The following is a 15,682-nucleotide window of genomic DNA, read 5'->3' as shown; positions in this document are numbered from 1 at the left end:
GTCTCTCAGTATTCTTACTAAGAAATGGTATCCGTACTGTGATAATAAATCAAAAGCTATTTTGGTATTTCGCTTGCGTCTGCATGAATTGAAGATCTTCTTACTGAAGAAGCGGCTCGCAATGTTGAGCATGTAAAACTGGCGGCTCAGCAAGGGCGCCCCTTAGAGATAACAAGAAGGTTCTGGGGTATTCCTCATCGAAACGGCACACATGCCGACGGCGTCCTCACGGAGACCAGCAGGCAAAAAACGGCCGCCCTGAGCCCTGCTTTTTTACTGCGGGAGTTTCCTGTTTTCGCCAGGCGTGATATCAGCCGCGCATGAACAAGACCTCTTCCTATACTCCCATCCATGTCGTCGGCGGCGGGCTTGCCGGCTCCGAAGCTGCGTGGCAGATCGCAACGGCCGGCGTGCCGGTCATCCTGCACGAGATGCGCGGCGTGCGCGGCACGGATGCCCATAAGACCGACGGCCTTGCCGAACTCGTCTGCTCCAATTCCTTCCGCTCCGACGATGCGACGAGCAATGCCGTCGGTGTCATCCATGCGGAAATGCGCATGGCGAATTCGCTGATCATGGCGTGCGCGGACAAGCATCAGGTGCCGGCCGGCGGCGCGCTCGCCGTCGATCGCGACGGTTTTTCGGACGCGGTGACGAAGGCGATCCATGAGCATCCGCTCATCACCATCGTGCGGGAGGAGATAACGGGACTGCCGCCGAAGGAATGGGACCTGGCGATTGTTGCCACCGGGCCGCTGACGGCCCCGTCCCTCGCTGCTGCAATCCAGGAAGAAACGGGTGCGGACGCGCTTGCCTTCTTCGATGCGATCGCCCCGATCGTCTATCGCGACAGCATCGATATGGATATCTGCTGGTATCAATCGCGCTACGACAAGGTCGGTCCCGGCGGCACCGGCAAGGACTATATCAACTGCCCAATGAACGAAGAGCAGTACAACGCCTTCGTCGATGCGCTGATTGCCGGCGACACCGTGGGCTTCAAGGAATGGGAAGGCACGCCCTATTTCGACGGGTGCCTGCCTATCGAAGTGATGGCGGAACGCGGCCGTGAGACGCTGCGCCACGGCCCGATGAAGCCGATGGGACTGACGAACACGCACAATCCGGCGGTGAAGGCCTATGCGGTCGTGCAGTTGCGCCAGGACAACGCGCTCGGCACGCTCTACAACATGGTCGGCTTCCAGACGAAGCTGAAATATGGTGCCCAGGCTGAGATTTTCCGGATGATTCCGGGCCTGCAGAACGCCGAATTCGCCCGCCTCGGCGGCCTGCACCGCAATACCTACATCAACTCGCCGACGCTGCTTGATCCGTCGCTGACGCTGAAGTCCCGGCGCGGACTGCGGTTTGCAGGACAGATCACAGGCTGCGAAGGCTATGTCGAAAGCGCCAGCGTCGGACTGCTGGCCGGGCGCTTCGCCGCCGCCGAACGCAGGGGCGAGGCGGTTTCGCTGCCTCCAGCAACGACCGCTCTCGGTTCGCTGCTCGGCCACATCACCGGCGGGCATCTCGTCACCGACGAGGAACCGGGCAAGCGTTCCTTCCAGCCGATGAACATCAATTTCGGTCTCTTCCCGGAACTGCAGCCGGGCTCCATCGTCAAGCCGGAAGGCGTCAAGCGCTTCCGCGGCAAGGACAAGACCATCATGAAGCGGCAGCTGATCGCCAAGCGGGCGCTTGCCGATTGTGCCGCATGGCTCGGCCAGAGCGTGCCTGTTGCAGAGAGCGCTTGAACGTTATTGAGTGTTGGCTGCCGGCTTTTCTGCCGGCGGCAGCGCAAGATCGGCATCGGCGACGTAGTTGCCGAGCAGCCAGAGCGCCACTTCTGAGGCTTCCTTGGCGGAAGCGAATTCCAAGGCGCCGTTGTGATGCGGGTGATCGAGGAAATCGATGACCAGCCCCCTGCCCGTTTCAGAACTGACTACCCGCACCCTGCCCGGCTCGAGCACGTGGCAGGAAAAATGCCGGTGCATGTTGCGCATGAAGCCCGCCTTGTTGTCATGCAGGCGAACGAAAACCACCTGGCCGTCGGCGGTCGCCTGGAGTTGGCGGATTGCCTCGTTTGGAAAGGCGCGGTTGAACTCCAGAATGGCGAGGCCGGTGTCTCGAAAGCCCTCCTCATCCTTGTTCCGGACAGCCATTCGGGTGGCGACGAAGGCAAGGAGAACCACGAGGGCGAACAGAATGCACCAGACGATAATGCTCAACGCCGTTTCTCCAATTCCAGCTTAGCGGTCATTCACCCCTAGCACTCCAGGCTTGCGCGAGTGTGAACAGGCTAGGGCCTGACCCTAGATCTTCCTGCGCATCAGCGCCAAGGTCATGCTCAGCTGCCGGCGCCATTGCGGCGGCTGCAGCGACTGCTCGAAGACCGAGGCACCGGCCTTTTGGGCCTTCATCAGGACCGGCCCGGCAAGCGTAGCTGGCAGGAAGGCCGGGACAACGGCCGGTGGGAGCGCGACAGCGCGGGCTCTTGCCAGATGATCGCGGCCGAGACCTGCGAAGGCTTCGATCGCGGCCGAAATGCGTGCTTTATCCTTGCCTGCGAGGAAGCTGTCGCGGTCGAGCCCCGTGGCGCTCAGGATTTCGAGCGGAATGTAAAGCTGCCCCCGATGGCGGTGCAGCGGCATCAACAGCAGCATGCCGGCGACCGCCTGCGCAACGCCCGCATGGCCCGCCGCCTCGGCAGATTTCGCGGCCTCTTCCGCTGACAGGACAAGGCTCGCAAGCTGAATCAGCGCCGATGCCGTTTCCCCGGCATAGCCTTCCAGCGACGTGCGTGTTTCCATCGGGTCGTCGTAGAGATCGAAGATGCGGGCATCGACCATGTCGACCAGCGTCTGGCGTGGCAGGCGGTGTGCCTCGATCGCGCTCAACAAGGCTGCGCCGACAGGATTGGCCTGCGTGGAGCCGTGGGCGCTACCCTCCAGGAGATCGCGCCAGTATTGCATGCGGACTTCGCCGGGCAGCGGCTCGTGCACCAGATCGCGAACGCGCGCGAGTTCGGCATTGAAGGCGTACAGGGCTGCAAGCGCACCGCGCTTGTCCTCGGGAGACAGCAGGCAGGCCAGATAGCGGTCGCGATCGCTGTCTCGCAGCATTGCCAGGCAGATGTCCTGGTTGCTCATCGGCTTGTCCGTCATTGGTCAGACCGCGATCAGAGCCGCTGCGACGGCGCGGGATTCTGCAAGCATGATGTTGAAGGTGCGGACAGCTGCGCCAGTGCTCATCGGGTCGGAAGAGATGTCCAGAGCCTTCAGCCTATCCTTCAGCTCCTGCGGCAGCCGGCGGAGCTCTGTGCCCGTGCCGACCAGCAGAACTTCAATGTCTCCAGCCTCTGCCAGCACCTTCTTGAAATTCTCGACCGAAAGCGGCTTCGACATGTCCATATCCCAGCCGTAGACGCCGGAGGGAAGGCATAGGATGGAGCCGCGATGGGACATGTCGGCAAAGCGAAAGCCGCCGTTGCCGTATGCGTCGATGGGAGCGCGGCCGGGGAAATGCGCCTCGCGGATTTCTATGCCTCTAGCCATGACTACACTGGGGCCTTTCCGGATCTTTCGTCGGCTGCCGCGTCCTCATCCTCATCGAAAGCTTTCGGCCGAAGCCTGAAGAGGATCAACACCGGCGCGGCAATATAGATGGAGGAGAAGGTGCCGACGGCAACGCCGAAGAACATGACCAGCGAGAAGGATCGAATGACCTCGCCGCCGAAGAGAACAAGCGCAAGCAGCGCAAGCAGCGTCGTAGCCGCCGTCAGGATCGTGCGCGACAGCGTCTGGTTGATCGAGGCGTCGATGAGGATCGGCAGCGGCATCTGCGGGTAGCGCCTGAGGTTCTCGCGCATGCGGTCGTAAACGACGACTGTATCGTTCAGCGAGTAGCCGACGATAACAAGCAAGGCTGCGATACTTGTCAGATTGAATTCAATGCCGGTGACGACGAAGAAACCGAGTGTCAGAATGACGTCGTGCAGTGTCGCGACGATCGCACCGATCGCGAATTGCCATTCGAAACGGAGCCAAATGTAGATGACAATGGCGGCAAGCGCGGCAAGGATGCCGAGTGTTGCAGTCTTCGTCAGCTCACCGGAAACCGCGGGGCCGACAACTTCGACGCGGCGGAAATCATATTGATCCGCGAGCTCGCTGCGCACGAGTGTTATGGCCGACTGCTCGGCATTTTCGCCGCCGCCCTGCGCTTCGATACGGATCATGGCGCCTGAGGCATCGCGGAGGCGTCTGACCTGGACTTCACCGAGGTTCAGCTCGCTCAGCCGGGCACGGATATCCTCAAGATCAGCCGGCCCCTGCTTCGACTTTACCTCTATGAACGAGCCGCCGGTAAAATCGATGCCGAGATTCATGCCGATCGTGGTCACGGCCAGCATGGCCGCGAGCGAGAGAGCCGCAAGCGCGGTGAAGCTGTAGCGGCGGATGCCTATAAAGCGGATGCGCGTGCCATCGAAGACGTCCGCGTGCACGCTCTTAGGCAAATGCCTCAAACGCCGGCGGCGCACCCAGGCAAGGACCAGACGACGCGTGAAGGCGAAAGCGGTGAATGCCGTGGTCAAAATGCCGATTGCAAGCGTCACGGCGAAGCCACGGATTGCGTCACTCCCAAGGTAGAAGAGGATTGCCGCGGCCAGGAGGGTCGTGATGTTGACATCGACGACCGTCCTAAAGGCTCTCGAATACCCCACCCGAATCGCCTGATCGACGCGCGTGCCGCTTCGGGCCTCCTCGCGGATGCGCTCGTAGATCAGGACGCTGACATCGACTGCAATGCCGATCATCAGCACGATGCCCGCAACCCCGGGCAAGGTCAGCGGTGCGCCGAGCAGCGTGAGGACGGCGAAGATCATCATGAGATTGATTGCGAGAGCGGCAGCGGCAATCACGCCGAGAACGCCGTAAAGCGCCACCATCAGGCCAACGACGAGAACGGCGCCGATAATCCCGGCGATGAGACCGGAGTGAATGGACGAGGCGCTGAGACCCGGATCGATCGTCCGTTCTTCGACGATGGTCAGAGTCGCGGGAAGTGGGCCGGAACGGAGCATCGCGGCAAGGTCCTCTGCCTCCTCCGTTGAATAGTCGAGTGGTATCAGGCCGGTATCAACTGTGATGGGTTCGCGGATAACCGGTGTCGCGATCACCTGATCGTCCAATAGAACTGCCAGCGACCGCCCGGCATTGTTCTGCGTCAGTTCCGCGAATTGCTTCGCGCCCTCGGGACTGAAGCGAAAGGTGAGGTTGGAACTGTCTTCGCTGGCTCCCGGTTGGATCTGGAAATCGCGGAGATCCGCCGACGACAGGACTTGCGCGCGCTCGACCAGATACGCGTCCGGCGGGTCATCCCCCGAATAGACGATCCGCGAACGTGCCGGCATGTTGCCGCCCATCGCATCCTCGGGTGACATGCTGCTGTCGATCAGGTGAAAGGAGAGCCGGCCTTCCTGACTTAGCAGATCCTTGAACCTCTGCGGGTCGGCAAGACCCGGCACCTGAACGGTCAACCGATCCGGCCCGGGAGTTTCGATGACCGGATCAATCCCGCCGGCCTCGATGGCGCGATGGCCGACGATATCGATCGATTGCTTCAAGGCTTCCGCGAGGTTGCGGTCGATTGCTTTGCCGGTGATCTGCAGCGTCAGCTGCCCGTCATTTGCTTTCGAGAGGGTGACATCCGGATCCCCGCCGCCAGCGGCCGGACGCGTCAATGGCGTCAAGACGCCGACGGCCTGATCGAGCTGGCTCGGATCGGTGATACGGACCTGGATGGTCTGTCCGGTGCCTGCAAGACCGGTATAGCGGATCCCGGCCTCGCGCAGTTTGCCGCGCACGCTTGCTACGGTGCTTTCGAGCCGCTCCTTGACAAGATCGGAGCGCTCCACCTTCAGCACGATATGAGAGCCGCCCTGAAGGTCGAGACCAAGCGTTACCCGCTTGTGGGGCAGCCAGCTCGGAAGCGAGGCATCCGGGACAAAATTGGGGGCGGCCACGACCGCCGCCGCCAAGACAATCAGCCAGATCAGAACGATTTTCCAACGGGAAAAATGGAGCATTATGGTCTCGACACTCTGATCCGGCTTTTCTGCCTGCCGGAACTACGCGGCGTCGGCCTTTACCGGTTCGCCCTTCACGCGAACGTCGGCGATACCGCTGCGGACCACCCTGACGCGGACCCCTTCGGCGATTTCGACCTCAACTTCCTTATCGTCGACAACCTTCGTCACCTTGCCGACGAGGCCGCCGGCCGTGACAACCTGATCGCCGCGACGGATGGCGTTCAGCGTTTCCGCACGCTTCTTGGCCTGGGCTCGCTGCGGGCGGATCAGCAGGAAGTACCACACGACCATGAGCGGCACGAACAGGATGATCATTTCGAAGCCGGAGCCGAATGGCGACGCCGCGGAGTCCGTAGCGGCCTGGGCAAATGCCGGGGTGATAAACATGATAAGCTCCTCAGATGCGTGGCGAGTATATCCGCCTATTCAGGTGGCCGGACTATAGTTGCGGCAAGAACGAATGCAACAAAAACAGCCTGAAGCCGTACCGATTCCCCTGTGTCATAACCTTTCCGCTGTGGAAAGGCCATGCTACCTCGCGTCGAAACCCCAAGGCTGGCAACCGCAACGGAATTCAGGAGACATACGATGGCCGAGGAACTGAACAGCGTCATTTTGCAGGAGCTGAAGCGGCTTGCTGATTCCGTCGAGCGGCTGGCAGGTCCAAGACCTGGCATCAACGACTGGAATGCCGCCGACTGTTTCGTATGGTCCCCCGCCCGTCTCCATCTGCAGCCCGTCCCGCGGCCGAACAGAGTGGCGCTGAAGCTCATTCGCGGCGTCGACCATGTGCGCGACATTCTGCACGAAAATACCGTGCGCTTCGCGGAGGGCTTTCCAGCCAATAACGTGCTGCTCTGGGGTGCCCGCGGCATGGGCAAGTCGTCGCTGGTCAAAGCGGTGCATGAGGATGTCCGCCGGGAAAGCGGCGTTTCCCTGAAGCTTGTCGAAGTGCATCGCGAAGACATCTCAAGCCTGCCGACGCTGCTTGACCTTCTGAAGGAAACGCCGCATCGCGTCATCGTTTTCTGTGACGACCTTTCCTTCGATCATGACGATACTGCCTACAAGTCGCTGAAGGCGGCGCTCGACGGCGGCGTCGAGGGGCGGCCGGACAACGTGGTCTTCTACGCGACATCCAACCGCCGTCACCTGCTGCCGCGGCATATGATGGAAAACGAGCAATCGACGGCGATCAATCCGTCGGAGGCGGTCGAGGAGAAGGTGTCGCTTTCCGACCGTTTCGGCCTCTGGCTCGGCTTCCACAAATGCAGCCAGGAAGACTATCTCACAATGATCGACGGTTACGCCGATTACTTCAAGCTGACGCTCGATCGCGAGAAGATGCATGCAGAGGCGCTTGAATGGGCAACCACGCGTGGCGCGCGCTCCGGCCGCGTCGCCTGGCAGTACATACAGGATCTCGCTGGGCGCATGCGCATCATCCTCGCCCGCGACTAGGCAGCCGCCACAGGCGTAGCAAAACGACAAAAGCCCGGCGGCAAGCCGGGCTTTTGCATGTTCCCGAGACGCTTGACCTACTCGAGGAATGTGATCGGATTGACCGGCGATGCGTCCTTGCGGACTTCGAAGTGGACCTGCGGCTGCTTCACGCTGCCGCTCATGCCGGAGACGGCAACGGTCTGGCCGCGCTGCACCTTCTGGCCGCGAGCGACACTCAGCGTATCGGCGTTGCCGTAAACGGTGACAGTGCCGTCGTCGTGGCGAACGAGGACGGTATTGCCAAGTTGCTTCAGGCCGTTGCCGGCATAGATGACCACACCGTTTTCAGCGGCCTTGATCGGCGTGCCCTGCGGCACCGATATGTCGATGCCGTCGTTGCGGCTGCCGTTGACGTTGGCGCCGTAGGCAGCGATGACCGCGCCGCGGACCGGCCAGCGGTATTTGCCGATGCCGGTCGATTCCGGTGCGGCGGAGGCGACATCCGCCTTCTTCTCGACTTCATCGACCGTCTGCGTGGCAGCCGGGGTGTAGGAGGCGGGCTGGGCGGAAGCCGTCTCGGCCGCAGCGGATGCCGCGGGCGAAACAGGCTTCGGTTGCGCCTTGACCGGGATAGAGGCGGTTTTCGTCTGATCGGCAGATGCGGAGCCGTTCGGAATGGTCAGCGTCTGACCGATGCGGATCGAGCTTGCGGAAAGGTTGTTCGCCGCCTTGATGTCGTCGACCCTGGCGCCTGTCACCTTGGCGATCTTGGCGAGCGAGTCGCCCGGCTTTACGGTATAGGTACCGCCACCGGCATTCGGCCCCTTGCCGGCACCGGAAGCGACCTTTCCGGTCGCGGGATCCGCTCCGGTCTGCGACTTGTCGCGCGCAGAGCCTGTGCCCGGCAACACCGCAACGTTCTGTTCGGGCACCTTCGAAGGCTGCGGAAGCTTGCCGCCCTTGGAGAAATCAGCCACCTGCGCGGAAGCCTTGGCGGCGTTGCTGCCGCCATTGAAGGTCGGAATGAGGATCGTTTCGCCCGGCTTGATGGCCGCGGCCGACTTCATGTTGTTGGCGCGGAGAATTTCCTTTTCGGGAACGCCGTAACGTCTTGCAAGCGACGCGAGATTTTCTCCCGGGCGAACCATGACGGAGGGCGCATTGGACGCAGACCAGCCGGAGGCCTTCGGAGTCGTGCCTGTTGTGATCGGATCGGGCGCGGCAAGCTTCGGAGCCGGCTGAGTGCGCCGCGGCGCTTCGGTGACCGACGGAGCGGCCGGGAACGGCTGTGCCATAGCGACCTGCTTTTCCCGAGAAGGCATCGATGGCGATGCTCCCGTCGGCGGCGCAAGGTCGGAGCGCTGGACCGAGACGGGGGCCGAAGCCATTCGGGCGTTGGACTGAACCGTTCCGGTGCTCGCTGGATAGGGCTGGTTCATAGCGACATTGCTGGAATTGTAAGACGGCTGCGTCATGCCGGGTTGAAGATCAGCGGTTGGGACTGGGTCGCTCTGCAGGCCGCTCATGCTCCGGCGCGGTACCGACCCTGTCGTCATCTGATCCTGACCAGAGCCGGCGAATAGGCCGCCGAAACGTGTCACATCTGAGCTGCAGCCGGTCGCGGCGCTCGCCAGCAGGGCCACAAACATAAGATTACCGGCCGACTTTCCGAATCTCGGCGAAACGCTGTAACGCATGACACGACCCACTATTTACTCAACCATTTGTGGGTATATTAAAGCGCGTTAGTGTTACCACCCGGTTAAGGCGCTCAAATCAAGCGGATATTTTTGAGGAATTGATAACCATAGTTTTGCGGGTGAAAACTCGCAGCTGCTGACGTCCTTGGAAACGCCGGCGTGGAAGGCTTCAGAGCTGGGACGCGAGCCGTGGGACAATCGGCAGATAAGGGACCTCGAAAAGCTCTTCGCGTTCGAACCGGCTGCCGGTCTTGGTCAGCCGGACCATACGGCATTGATCCTCGGTGATCATCAGCGGCGCGATCATCGAACCGCCCGAAACCAACTGGTCCGCGTAGAAGCGGGGCATGGAATTGAAGGCGGCCGTCACGAGGATGCGGTCGAACGTCCCCTCGCCCTGCAGGCCGTTGCTGCCATCGGCGTGGCGCACGATGATGCTGCGCAGACCGAGCTGGTCCATGCGGCGCTGCGCGTTCGTCGTCAGGGTCTTGTAGCGATCAATCGTCAGGACGCGCTCGGCCATGCGGCCAATGACGGCAGCCATGAAGCCGCTGCCGGTGCCGACTTCGAGCACGCGCTGGCCGGGCTTTACCTTGAGATGATGCAGGATGCGGATGGCGAGATCGACGCCTTCCAGGAACGAGCCGCACTCGATCGGAATCGTGCGGGTGGAATAGGCATCGTCGGCAAATTGCGGCGGTACAAACAGCGCGCGCGGCGTCTGCTCGACGGCCGTCAGAAGATTAATATCGGAAATGCCTTCGGACCGCAGCCTCAAGACGAGCGCTGCGAAACCTTCCTTCTCGACCTGCCGTACTGTCAAAGCGTTACTCCGTACCAGAAAGCGCCCGCGCCACGCGGTCCCTTACGGAATAATCGGTCAGATCCAGTTTCAAAGGTGTTACCGAAATCTTGTTATGCTTGAGCGCGTGAATATCCGTGCCGTCGGAAAAGTCGCCGGCGCGCTCGCCGAACTTCAGCCAGTAGTATGGGAAGCCACGGCCGTCGGAGCGTGCATCGACCTGCAGGTTGAAGGCGAGCTTGCCCTGGGCGGTGACTTCGACGCCCTGCACGTCTTCCGGACGGCAGTTCGGGAAATTGAGATTGAAGAAGGTGCCTTCCGGCAATTCGACATGCATCAGCTTGTCGAGAAGGGCCGGCGCATGCGCTTCGGCGACTTCCCACGGCACGATGCGCGCGCCATCGGAATAGACATAGGCCTGGCTCAGCGCAAAGGAGCGCACGCCCTGCATCGTGCCTTCGATGGCGCCGGCTATGGTGCCGGAATAGGTGACGTCGTCGGCGACGTTCGAGCCGGAATTCACGCCTGACAGCACGAGGTCCGGCTTGATGTCCATGACCTGCTTGATGCCCATGATGACGCAGTCGGTCGGCGTGCCGCGCAGCGCGAAGTGTTTCTTCGAGACCTGGCGCAGGCGAAGCGGTTCGGAGAGGCTCAGCGAATGCGCCAAGCCGCTCTGGTCCGTTTCGGGCGCGACGATCCACACGTCGTCAGACAGAGTGCGCGCAATCCGCTCAAGTGCCGAGAGACCTTCGGCATGAATGCCGTCGTCATTGGTGAGCAGAATGCGCATCGCTTCAGGCCGCCCGTTCGATCTTCGTCAAACCGCCCATATAGGGCAACAGCGCGTCCGGTATAGTAACCGAGCCGTCCTCGTTCAGGTAGTTTTCGAGGACCGCGATCAGGCAGCGGCCGACGGCGACACCGGATCCGTTCAGGGTGTGAACGAACTTCGTGCCCTTGTCGTCCTTGCCGCGGTAACGCGCATTCATGCGCCGCGCCTGGAAATCGCCGCAGACGGAGCAGGACGAGATTTCGCGGTAGGTGTTCTGTCCCGGCAGCCAGACCTCGATGTCGTAGGTCTTGCGGGCGCCAAAGCCCATGTCGCCGGTGCAAAGCGTCATCGTGCGGAAATGCAGGCCGAGGCGTTTCAGCACTTCCTCGGCGCAGGCAGTCATGCGCTCATGCTCGGCGATCGAGCTTTCGGCGTCGGTGATCGACACCAGCTCGCATTTCCAAAACTGGTGCTGGCGCAGCATGCCGCGCGTGTCCCGGCCAGCGGAGCCCGCCTCCGAGCGGAAGGACGGGGTCAGCGCCGTGAAGCGAAGCGGCAGCTTTTCCTGCTCCAGGATTTCGCCGGCGACAAGGTTCGTCAGGGTTACTTCCGCTGTCGGAATCAACCAGCGGCCATCAGTCGTTTTGAAAGAGTCTTCCGCGAACTTCGGAAGCTGACCGGTGCCGAACATTGTCTCGCTGCGCACCATTAGCGGAGAGCTGACTTCGGTATAGCCGTGCTCGCCGGTGTGAAGATCGATCATGAACTGGCCAAGCGCGCGCTCCAGCCGGGCCAGCTGGCCGGTGAGCACCGTGAAACGCGAACCGGAGAGCTTGGCGGCGCGCTCGAAATCCATGTAGCCGAGCGCTTCGCCGATTTCGAAATGCTCCTTCGGCGTATGATTCCACCGCGGCTTGTCACCGATCGTGCGCGTCAGGACATTGTCGTGCTCGTCCTTGCCGACCGGCACGTCATCGAGCGGCACGTTCGGAATGCGCGACAGTGCATCGTTGAGCTCGGCCGTCAGCTGGCGCTCTTCCTCTTCGGCCGCCGGCAGCGAGACCTTCATCTCGGCCACTTCGGCCTTCAGCTTTTCGGCAAGCTCGCTGTTCTTCTGGGCCATCGCTGCGCCGATCTCCTTGGACGCGGCATTGCGGCGGGACAGCATGTCCTGGGCCTTCTGGATGGCCGAGCGGCGCCTTTCATCAAGCGCAACCAGGCTTTCGGACAAGGGCTCGGCACCGCGCTTGGCAAGGGCCGCATCGAGCGCTTCGGGATTCTCACGGATCCATTTGATATCGAGCATTGTCGTTCCGGGGTCGTTACAAAAGACATGATCCGGCCAAAGCCTGACCGGGCCTCGACCGGATATTCTACATGCGTTCAGGAGGGAATTCCGGAGAACCGTTCAGACGCTGTCCGTCTTGGCAACATCTGCGGACCCATTCGCCTCTTCGACCGCCCGCGCCGCACGTTGGCGCTCCACGAGTCGCGCCGCGTAGATGGAAATCTCGTAGAGAAGGATCGTCGGCAGTGCAAGGCCGATCTGGGACATCGGATCGGGCGGCGTCAGTACCGCGGCGACGATGAAGGCGAGCACGATCGCGAACTTGCGCTTTTCGGCGAGCCATTGCGAGGTGAGCAAGCCGACGCGGGCGAGCAGCGTCGTGACGACCGGAAGCTGGAAGACGAGGCCGAAGGAAAAGACGAGCGTCATGATGAGGCTCAGATACTCCGAGACCTTCGGCAGCAGCGAGATTGCGACATCACCCTCCCCCGGCGCCTGCTGCATGGTCAGGAAGAACCACATGACCATCGGCGTGAAGAAGAAGTAGACCAGCGCACCGCCCATCAAGAACAAGACCGGCGAAGCGATGAGGAACGGCAGGAAGGCTGCGCGCTCGTTCTTGTAGAGGCCGGGGGCGACGAACTTGTAGATCTGCGCGGCAATGATCGGGAAGGCGATCACAAGGCCGCCGAACATCGCGACCTTTACCTGCGTGAAGAAGAACTCCTGCGGAGCCGTGTAGATCAGCTGCGCCTTCGTGACATCGAGACCTGCCCACTGGACAGCCCATTTGTAGGGGTAAACCAGAGCATTGAAGAGATGCTTGGCGAAGATGAAGCAGACGATGAAGGCGACGAAAAACGCACCGATCGACCAGATCAGCCGCGTGCGCAGCTCCATCAGGTGTTCGATCAATGGCTGCGGCTTGTCTTGGATGTCACCGCTCATGCCTCGTCCTTCTTCTTGGTGGCCGTCTTCTTCGGAGCGGCTGCTGTCTTCTTTGCCGAAGCAGTCTTGGCTACCGAGGCCGGCTTTGCGGCCGCAGCGCGCTTCGGCTTTGTGACGGCTGCTGAAACGACAGCAGCGGGTGCCGGCTTTTCAGCGGCGGCAGCCGCACGCGGCTTGCGGACGGCCTTCGGCTTCTCGGCAGCAACCGGTTCTGCCGGCACAGGCGCGGCCGACGCTTCGGGTGCAGGCACGATCGGCGGAGTTTCCGGAAGGCTGAGCGATGGCGCTGGCGCCGCCACCGGCACTTCCGTCTTGTTCTCCTCCGCGGGCTTGTCGACCCTTGTCGCGTTCTGCAGGTCGGCCTTGATCTCGTTACCCATCTCGCGAAGTGGGTTCATCGCTTCGCGCAGGCTGTTGACCGGGTTGAGCCGCTGCGCGTCGCTGATCGTCTTACGCACGTCGTCAAGCTCCGCTTCCCGCAGCGCCTCGTCGAACTGGGCGCGAAACTCGCCTGCCACCTTGCGGGCACGCTGCGTCATCTTGCCGAATGCGCGGAGCATAGGCGGCAAATCCTTAGGACCGACAACCACGATCAAAACGACCGCGATGACAAGCAACTCGGTCCAGCCAATATCGAACATTCAAGGCTCCTGACGGGGAAGTGGGGCAACCACCCGTTCCCAGGCTTATTACTTGGTTTCGTCGGCCTTGTGATCGACGGTCTTTGCCGTTTCCGGGGCGTCGTCGTCGTTCATGCCCTTCTTGAAGCTTTTGATGCCCTTGGCGACGTCGCCCATCAGTTCCGGAATCTTGCCACGGCCAAACAACAACAGCACGATCGCCAGGACGATGAGCCAGTGCCACATGCTAAAGGAACCCATTCCGCATACTCCTATTGCGTTATCCGTTCGATGTAAGAGTTTCCAACACCGTTTCCAACATCGAACCTCCCTAAATTGACGCTTAATGTCATGGGTTCGCCCATGATGACAAGTCATCTGGGCCTCGAATTATGGCAATCGGCATTGTTTTCGCCCTCGGTGTCAAAACAAAGACCGAATCACATTAATCTTGAGAGGCGCCGCCAGGGGTCAGAAGGCCCAGTTCTTCAAGGTCCAACTGCGTAATCGGATCTTCGTCCTCGGCCAGTTCGTCGCTCATCAGCGGCGATGGAACATTGAAGTTTGCGGGGATACGGCCGGAGAGCAGGCCCGCCCCCTTCAGCTCTTCGAGTCCAGGCAGATCGCGAATTTCCTCGAGGCCGAAATGATCGAGGAAATCGCGCGTGGTGCCGAGCGTCACGGGCCGGCCGGGGGTGCGGCGGCGTCCGCGGAAACGCACCCAGCCTGCTTCCATCAGCACATCCAACGTGCCGCGCGAGGTCTGCACGCCCCGGATATCTTCGATCTCCGCGCGAGTCACCGGCTGGTGATACGCAATGATCGCCAGAACCTCGAGCGCGGCCCGCGACAGCTTCTTCACCTCGTTTTCGTCACGGCGAATGATGAAAGAGAGATCGGCAGAGGTGCGGAAGGCCCAGGCGTCATCCACCTGGACGAGATTGACGCCCCGCGACGCATATTGCTCCTTGAGCCTGAGCATAATGGCGCGCACGTTGAAATGCCGCGGAAGGCGATCCGCGATGAAGCCCTCCGAAACGGGCTGCGATGAAGCAAAGACCAGAGCCTCGGCGATGCGCTCCGCCTCTACCTCCGCCTGGTAATCCTCACGGGACGCGACCTCGTTGCGCATATCTTCGCTCAAATCAATCAACTGGCCTCTCCTGCTCGACCACCTGCAGGGTCGCGTGCTTCGGTCCCCGGCGCATATAGAGCGGCTCGAAGGCGCCTTCCTGGCGGATCTCCAGCTTGCCCTCGCGCGCGAGTTCAAGGGAGGCCGCAAAGGCACTGGCGATTGCGGTGACGCGCTCTTCAGGCGATGCCATGTAACGCAGCAGGTAATGCTCCAGGGCCGTCCAGCCGGCAATCTCCCCGATCATGCGTGTCAGCAGATCGCGGGCATCGGTCAGAGACCAGACATTGCGGCGCGCGATCGTCACCTGCGTCACCGCCTGGCGCTGGCGAAGCGAGGCGTAGGCGGTCAGAAGATCGTAGAGGCTCGCCTCGTAGGCGGATCGCTGCCGGTCCGGAATATGCTCGGGTGCTCCGCGGGAAAAGACATCGCGGCCGAGACGGTTGCGGTTCGTGAGCCCGCTTGCTGCCTCGCGCATGGCTTCCAGGCGCTTCAGGCGGAAAGCCAGCGTTGCGGCCATCTCCTCGCCGGAGGGGCCGTCGTCCTTGACCTGCTGCGGGATCAGCAGGCGGGACTTCAGATAGGCCAGCCACGCCGCCATCACGAGATAGTCCGCGGCAAGCTCGATACGGATGCGGCGGGCGGTTTCGACGAACTGCAGATACTGTTCGGCAAGCGCCAGCACCGAGATCCGCGACAGGTCGACCTTCTGATTGCGGGCGAGATAGAGCAGAAGGTCGAGCGGGCCTTCGAAACCGGCAACGTCGATCACCAGCGCGGGCTCATGGCTCGCGCGCTCGCCGCCGTTATCCTCCCAGAGCTTATCCATCGGCGTTGCCGCCGTCGGTGTCTGCTCCGTGCCCTTCACCGTGTTCAAGCCAGT

The 15,682-nt window shown here is 61.7% G+C and carries 16 protein-coding genes; 2 read left to right on the top strand and 14 right to left on the bottom strand.

Annotated features, from left to right (window positions below; all coding sequences use genetic code 11):
* Positions 1-320 precede the first annotated feature (320 nt).
* On the top strand, positions 321-1,754 hold the full coding sequence (gene trmFO, locus ACPYOJ_RS10285; protein WP_481416156.1) for a methylenetetrahydrofolate--tRNA-(uracil(54)-C(5))-methyltransferase (FADH(2)-oxidizing) TrmFO: 1,434 nt from the start codon (positions 321-323) through the stop codon (positions 1,752-1,754).
* A gap of 3 nt (positions 1,755-1,757) precedes the next feature.
* Here the strand turns inward: trmFO and ACPYOJ_RS10280 are convergent, their stop codons facing one another.
* From ACPYOJ_RS10280 to yajC, 5 genes are all read right to left on the bottom strand, one after another.
* A complete protein-coding gene (locus ACPYOJ_RS10280) occupies positions 1,758-2,228 on the bottom strand; it encodes a hypothetical protein (RefSeq protein WP_481416155.1) in 471 nt (156 codons plus the stop codon).
* Positions 2,229-2,312: 84 nt separating this feature from the next.
* Entirely contained in the window at positions 2,313-3,149 is an 837-nt protein-coding gene (locus tag ACPYOJ_RS10275) for a phytoene/squalene synthase family protein (RefSeq protein WP_481416154.1), read from the bottom strand.
* 18 nt (positions 3,150-3,167) lie between these two features.
* Positions 3,168-3,554 (bottom strand): Mth938-like domain-containing protein, encoded by a 387-nt coding sequence (locus ACPYOJ_RS10270; protein WP_481416153.1) that lies wholly within the window; start codon positions 3,552-3,554, stop codon positions 3,168-3,170.
* Positions 3,555-3,556: 2 nt separating this feature from the next.
* Entirely contained in the window at positions 3,557-6,088 is a 2,532-nt protein-coding gene (gene secDF, locus ACPYOJ_RS10265) for a protein translocase subunit SecDF (RefSeq protein WP_481416152.1), read from the bottom strand.
* A gap of 42 nt (positions 6,089-6,130) precedes the next feature.
* On the bottom strand, positions 6,131-6,478 hold the full coding sequence (gene yajC / locus ACPYOJ_RS10260) for a preprotein translocase subunit YajC (RefSeq protein ID WP_168829473.1): 348 nt from the start codon (positions 6,476-6,478) through the stop codon (positions 6,131-6,133).
* Between the two features lie 201 nt (positions 6,479-6,679).
* Here yajC and ACPYOJ_RS10255 point away from each other — a divergent pair, with 201 nt between their 5' ends.
* The gene (locus tag ACPYOJ_RS10255; protein WP_481416151.1) at positions 6,680-7,552 is read left to right on the top strand and encodes an ATP-binding protein; all 873 of its coding nucleotides are present in this window, start codon (positions 6,680-6,682) and stop codon (positions 7,550-7,552) included.
* A gap of 77 nt (positions 7,553-7,629) precedes the next feature.
* Here the strand turns inward: ACPYOJ_RS10255 and ACPYOJ_RS10250 are convergent, their stop codons facing one another.
* The 9 genes from ACPYOJ_RS10250 to ACPYOJ_RS10210 all read right to left on the bottom strand — a co-directional run bounded on the left by ACPYOJ_RS10250 (position 7,630) and on the right by ACPYOJ_RS10210 (position 15,676).
* Positions 7,630-9,231 (bottom strand): peptidoglycan DD-metalloendopeptidase family protein, encoded by a 1,602-nt coding sequence (locus ACPYOJ_RS10250; protein WP_481416150.1) that lies wholly within the window; start codon positions 9,229-9,231, stop codon positions 7,630-7,632.
* A 172-nt stretch (positions 9,232-9,403) separates the two neighbouring features.
* A complete protein-coding gene (locus ACPYOJ_RS10245; RefSeq protein ID WP_481416149.1) occupies positions 9,404-10,057 on the bottom strand; it encodes a protein-L-isoaspartate(D-aspartate) O-methyltransferase in 654 nt (217 codons plus the stop codon).
* Between the two features lie 4 nt (positions 10,058-10,061).
* Complete coding sequence (gene surE / locus ACPYOJ_RS10240) at positions 10,062-10,829, bottom strand: 5'/3'-nucleotidase SurE (RefSeq protein WP_481416148.1); 768 nt, start codon at positions 10,827-10,829, stop codon at positions 10,062-10,064.
* A gap of 4 nt (positions 10,830-10,833) precedes the next feature.
* A complete protein-coding gene (serS, locus tag ACPYOJ_RS10235; RefSeq protein WP_481416147.1) occupies positions 10,834-12,117 on the bottom strand; it encodes a serine--tRNA ligase in 1,284 nt (427 codons plus the stop codon).
* A gap of 102 nt (positions 12,118-12,219) precedes the next feature.
* Positions 12,220-13,047, bottom strand: a complete 828-nt coding sequence (tatC, locus tag ACPYOJ_RS10230) for a twin-arginine translocase subunit TatC (RefSeq protein ID WP_481416146.1) — start codon at positions 13,045-13,047, stop codon at positions 12,220-12,222.
* Entirely contained in the window at positions 13,044-13,688 is a 645-nt protein-coding gene (gene tatB / locus ACPYOJ_RS10225; RefSeq protein ID WP_481416145.1) for a Sec-independent protein translocase protein TatB, read from the bottom strand. The genes tatC and tatB overlap by 4 nt, the downstream gene beginning before the upstream one ends.
* Positions 13,689-13,736: 48 nt before the next feature.
* Positions 13,737-13,928, bottom strand: coding sequence for a twin-arginine translocase TatA/TatE family subunit (locus ACPYOJ_RS10220; RefSeq protein ID WP_168829465.1), 192 nt, complete (start codon positions 13,926-13,928; stop codon positions 13,737-13,739).
* 184 nt (positions 13,929-14,112) lie between these two features.
* On the bottom strand, positions 14,113-14,799 hold the full coding sequence (gene scpB / locus ACPYOJ_RS10215; RefSeq protein ID WP_481416183.1) for an SMC-Scp complex subunit ScpB: 687 nt from the start codon (positions 14,797-14,799) through the stop codon (positions 14,113-14,115).
* Positions 14,800-14,812: 13 nt separating this feature from the next.
* The gene (locus tag ACPYOJ_RS10210) at positions 14,813-15,676 is read right to left on the bottom strand and encodes a segregation and condensation protein A (RefSeq protein WP_481416144.1); all 864 of its coding nucleotides are present in this window, start codon (positions 15,674-15,676) and stop codon (positions 14,813-14,815) included.
* Positions 15,677-15,682 lie beyond the last annotated feature (6 nt).

The organism is Rhizobium sp. SVR5-9E (assembly GCF_056755095.1).
Note: the sequence above shows the minus strand (reverse complement) of the source record. Positions and strands in the feature narration are given on the sequence as shown.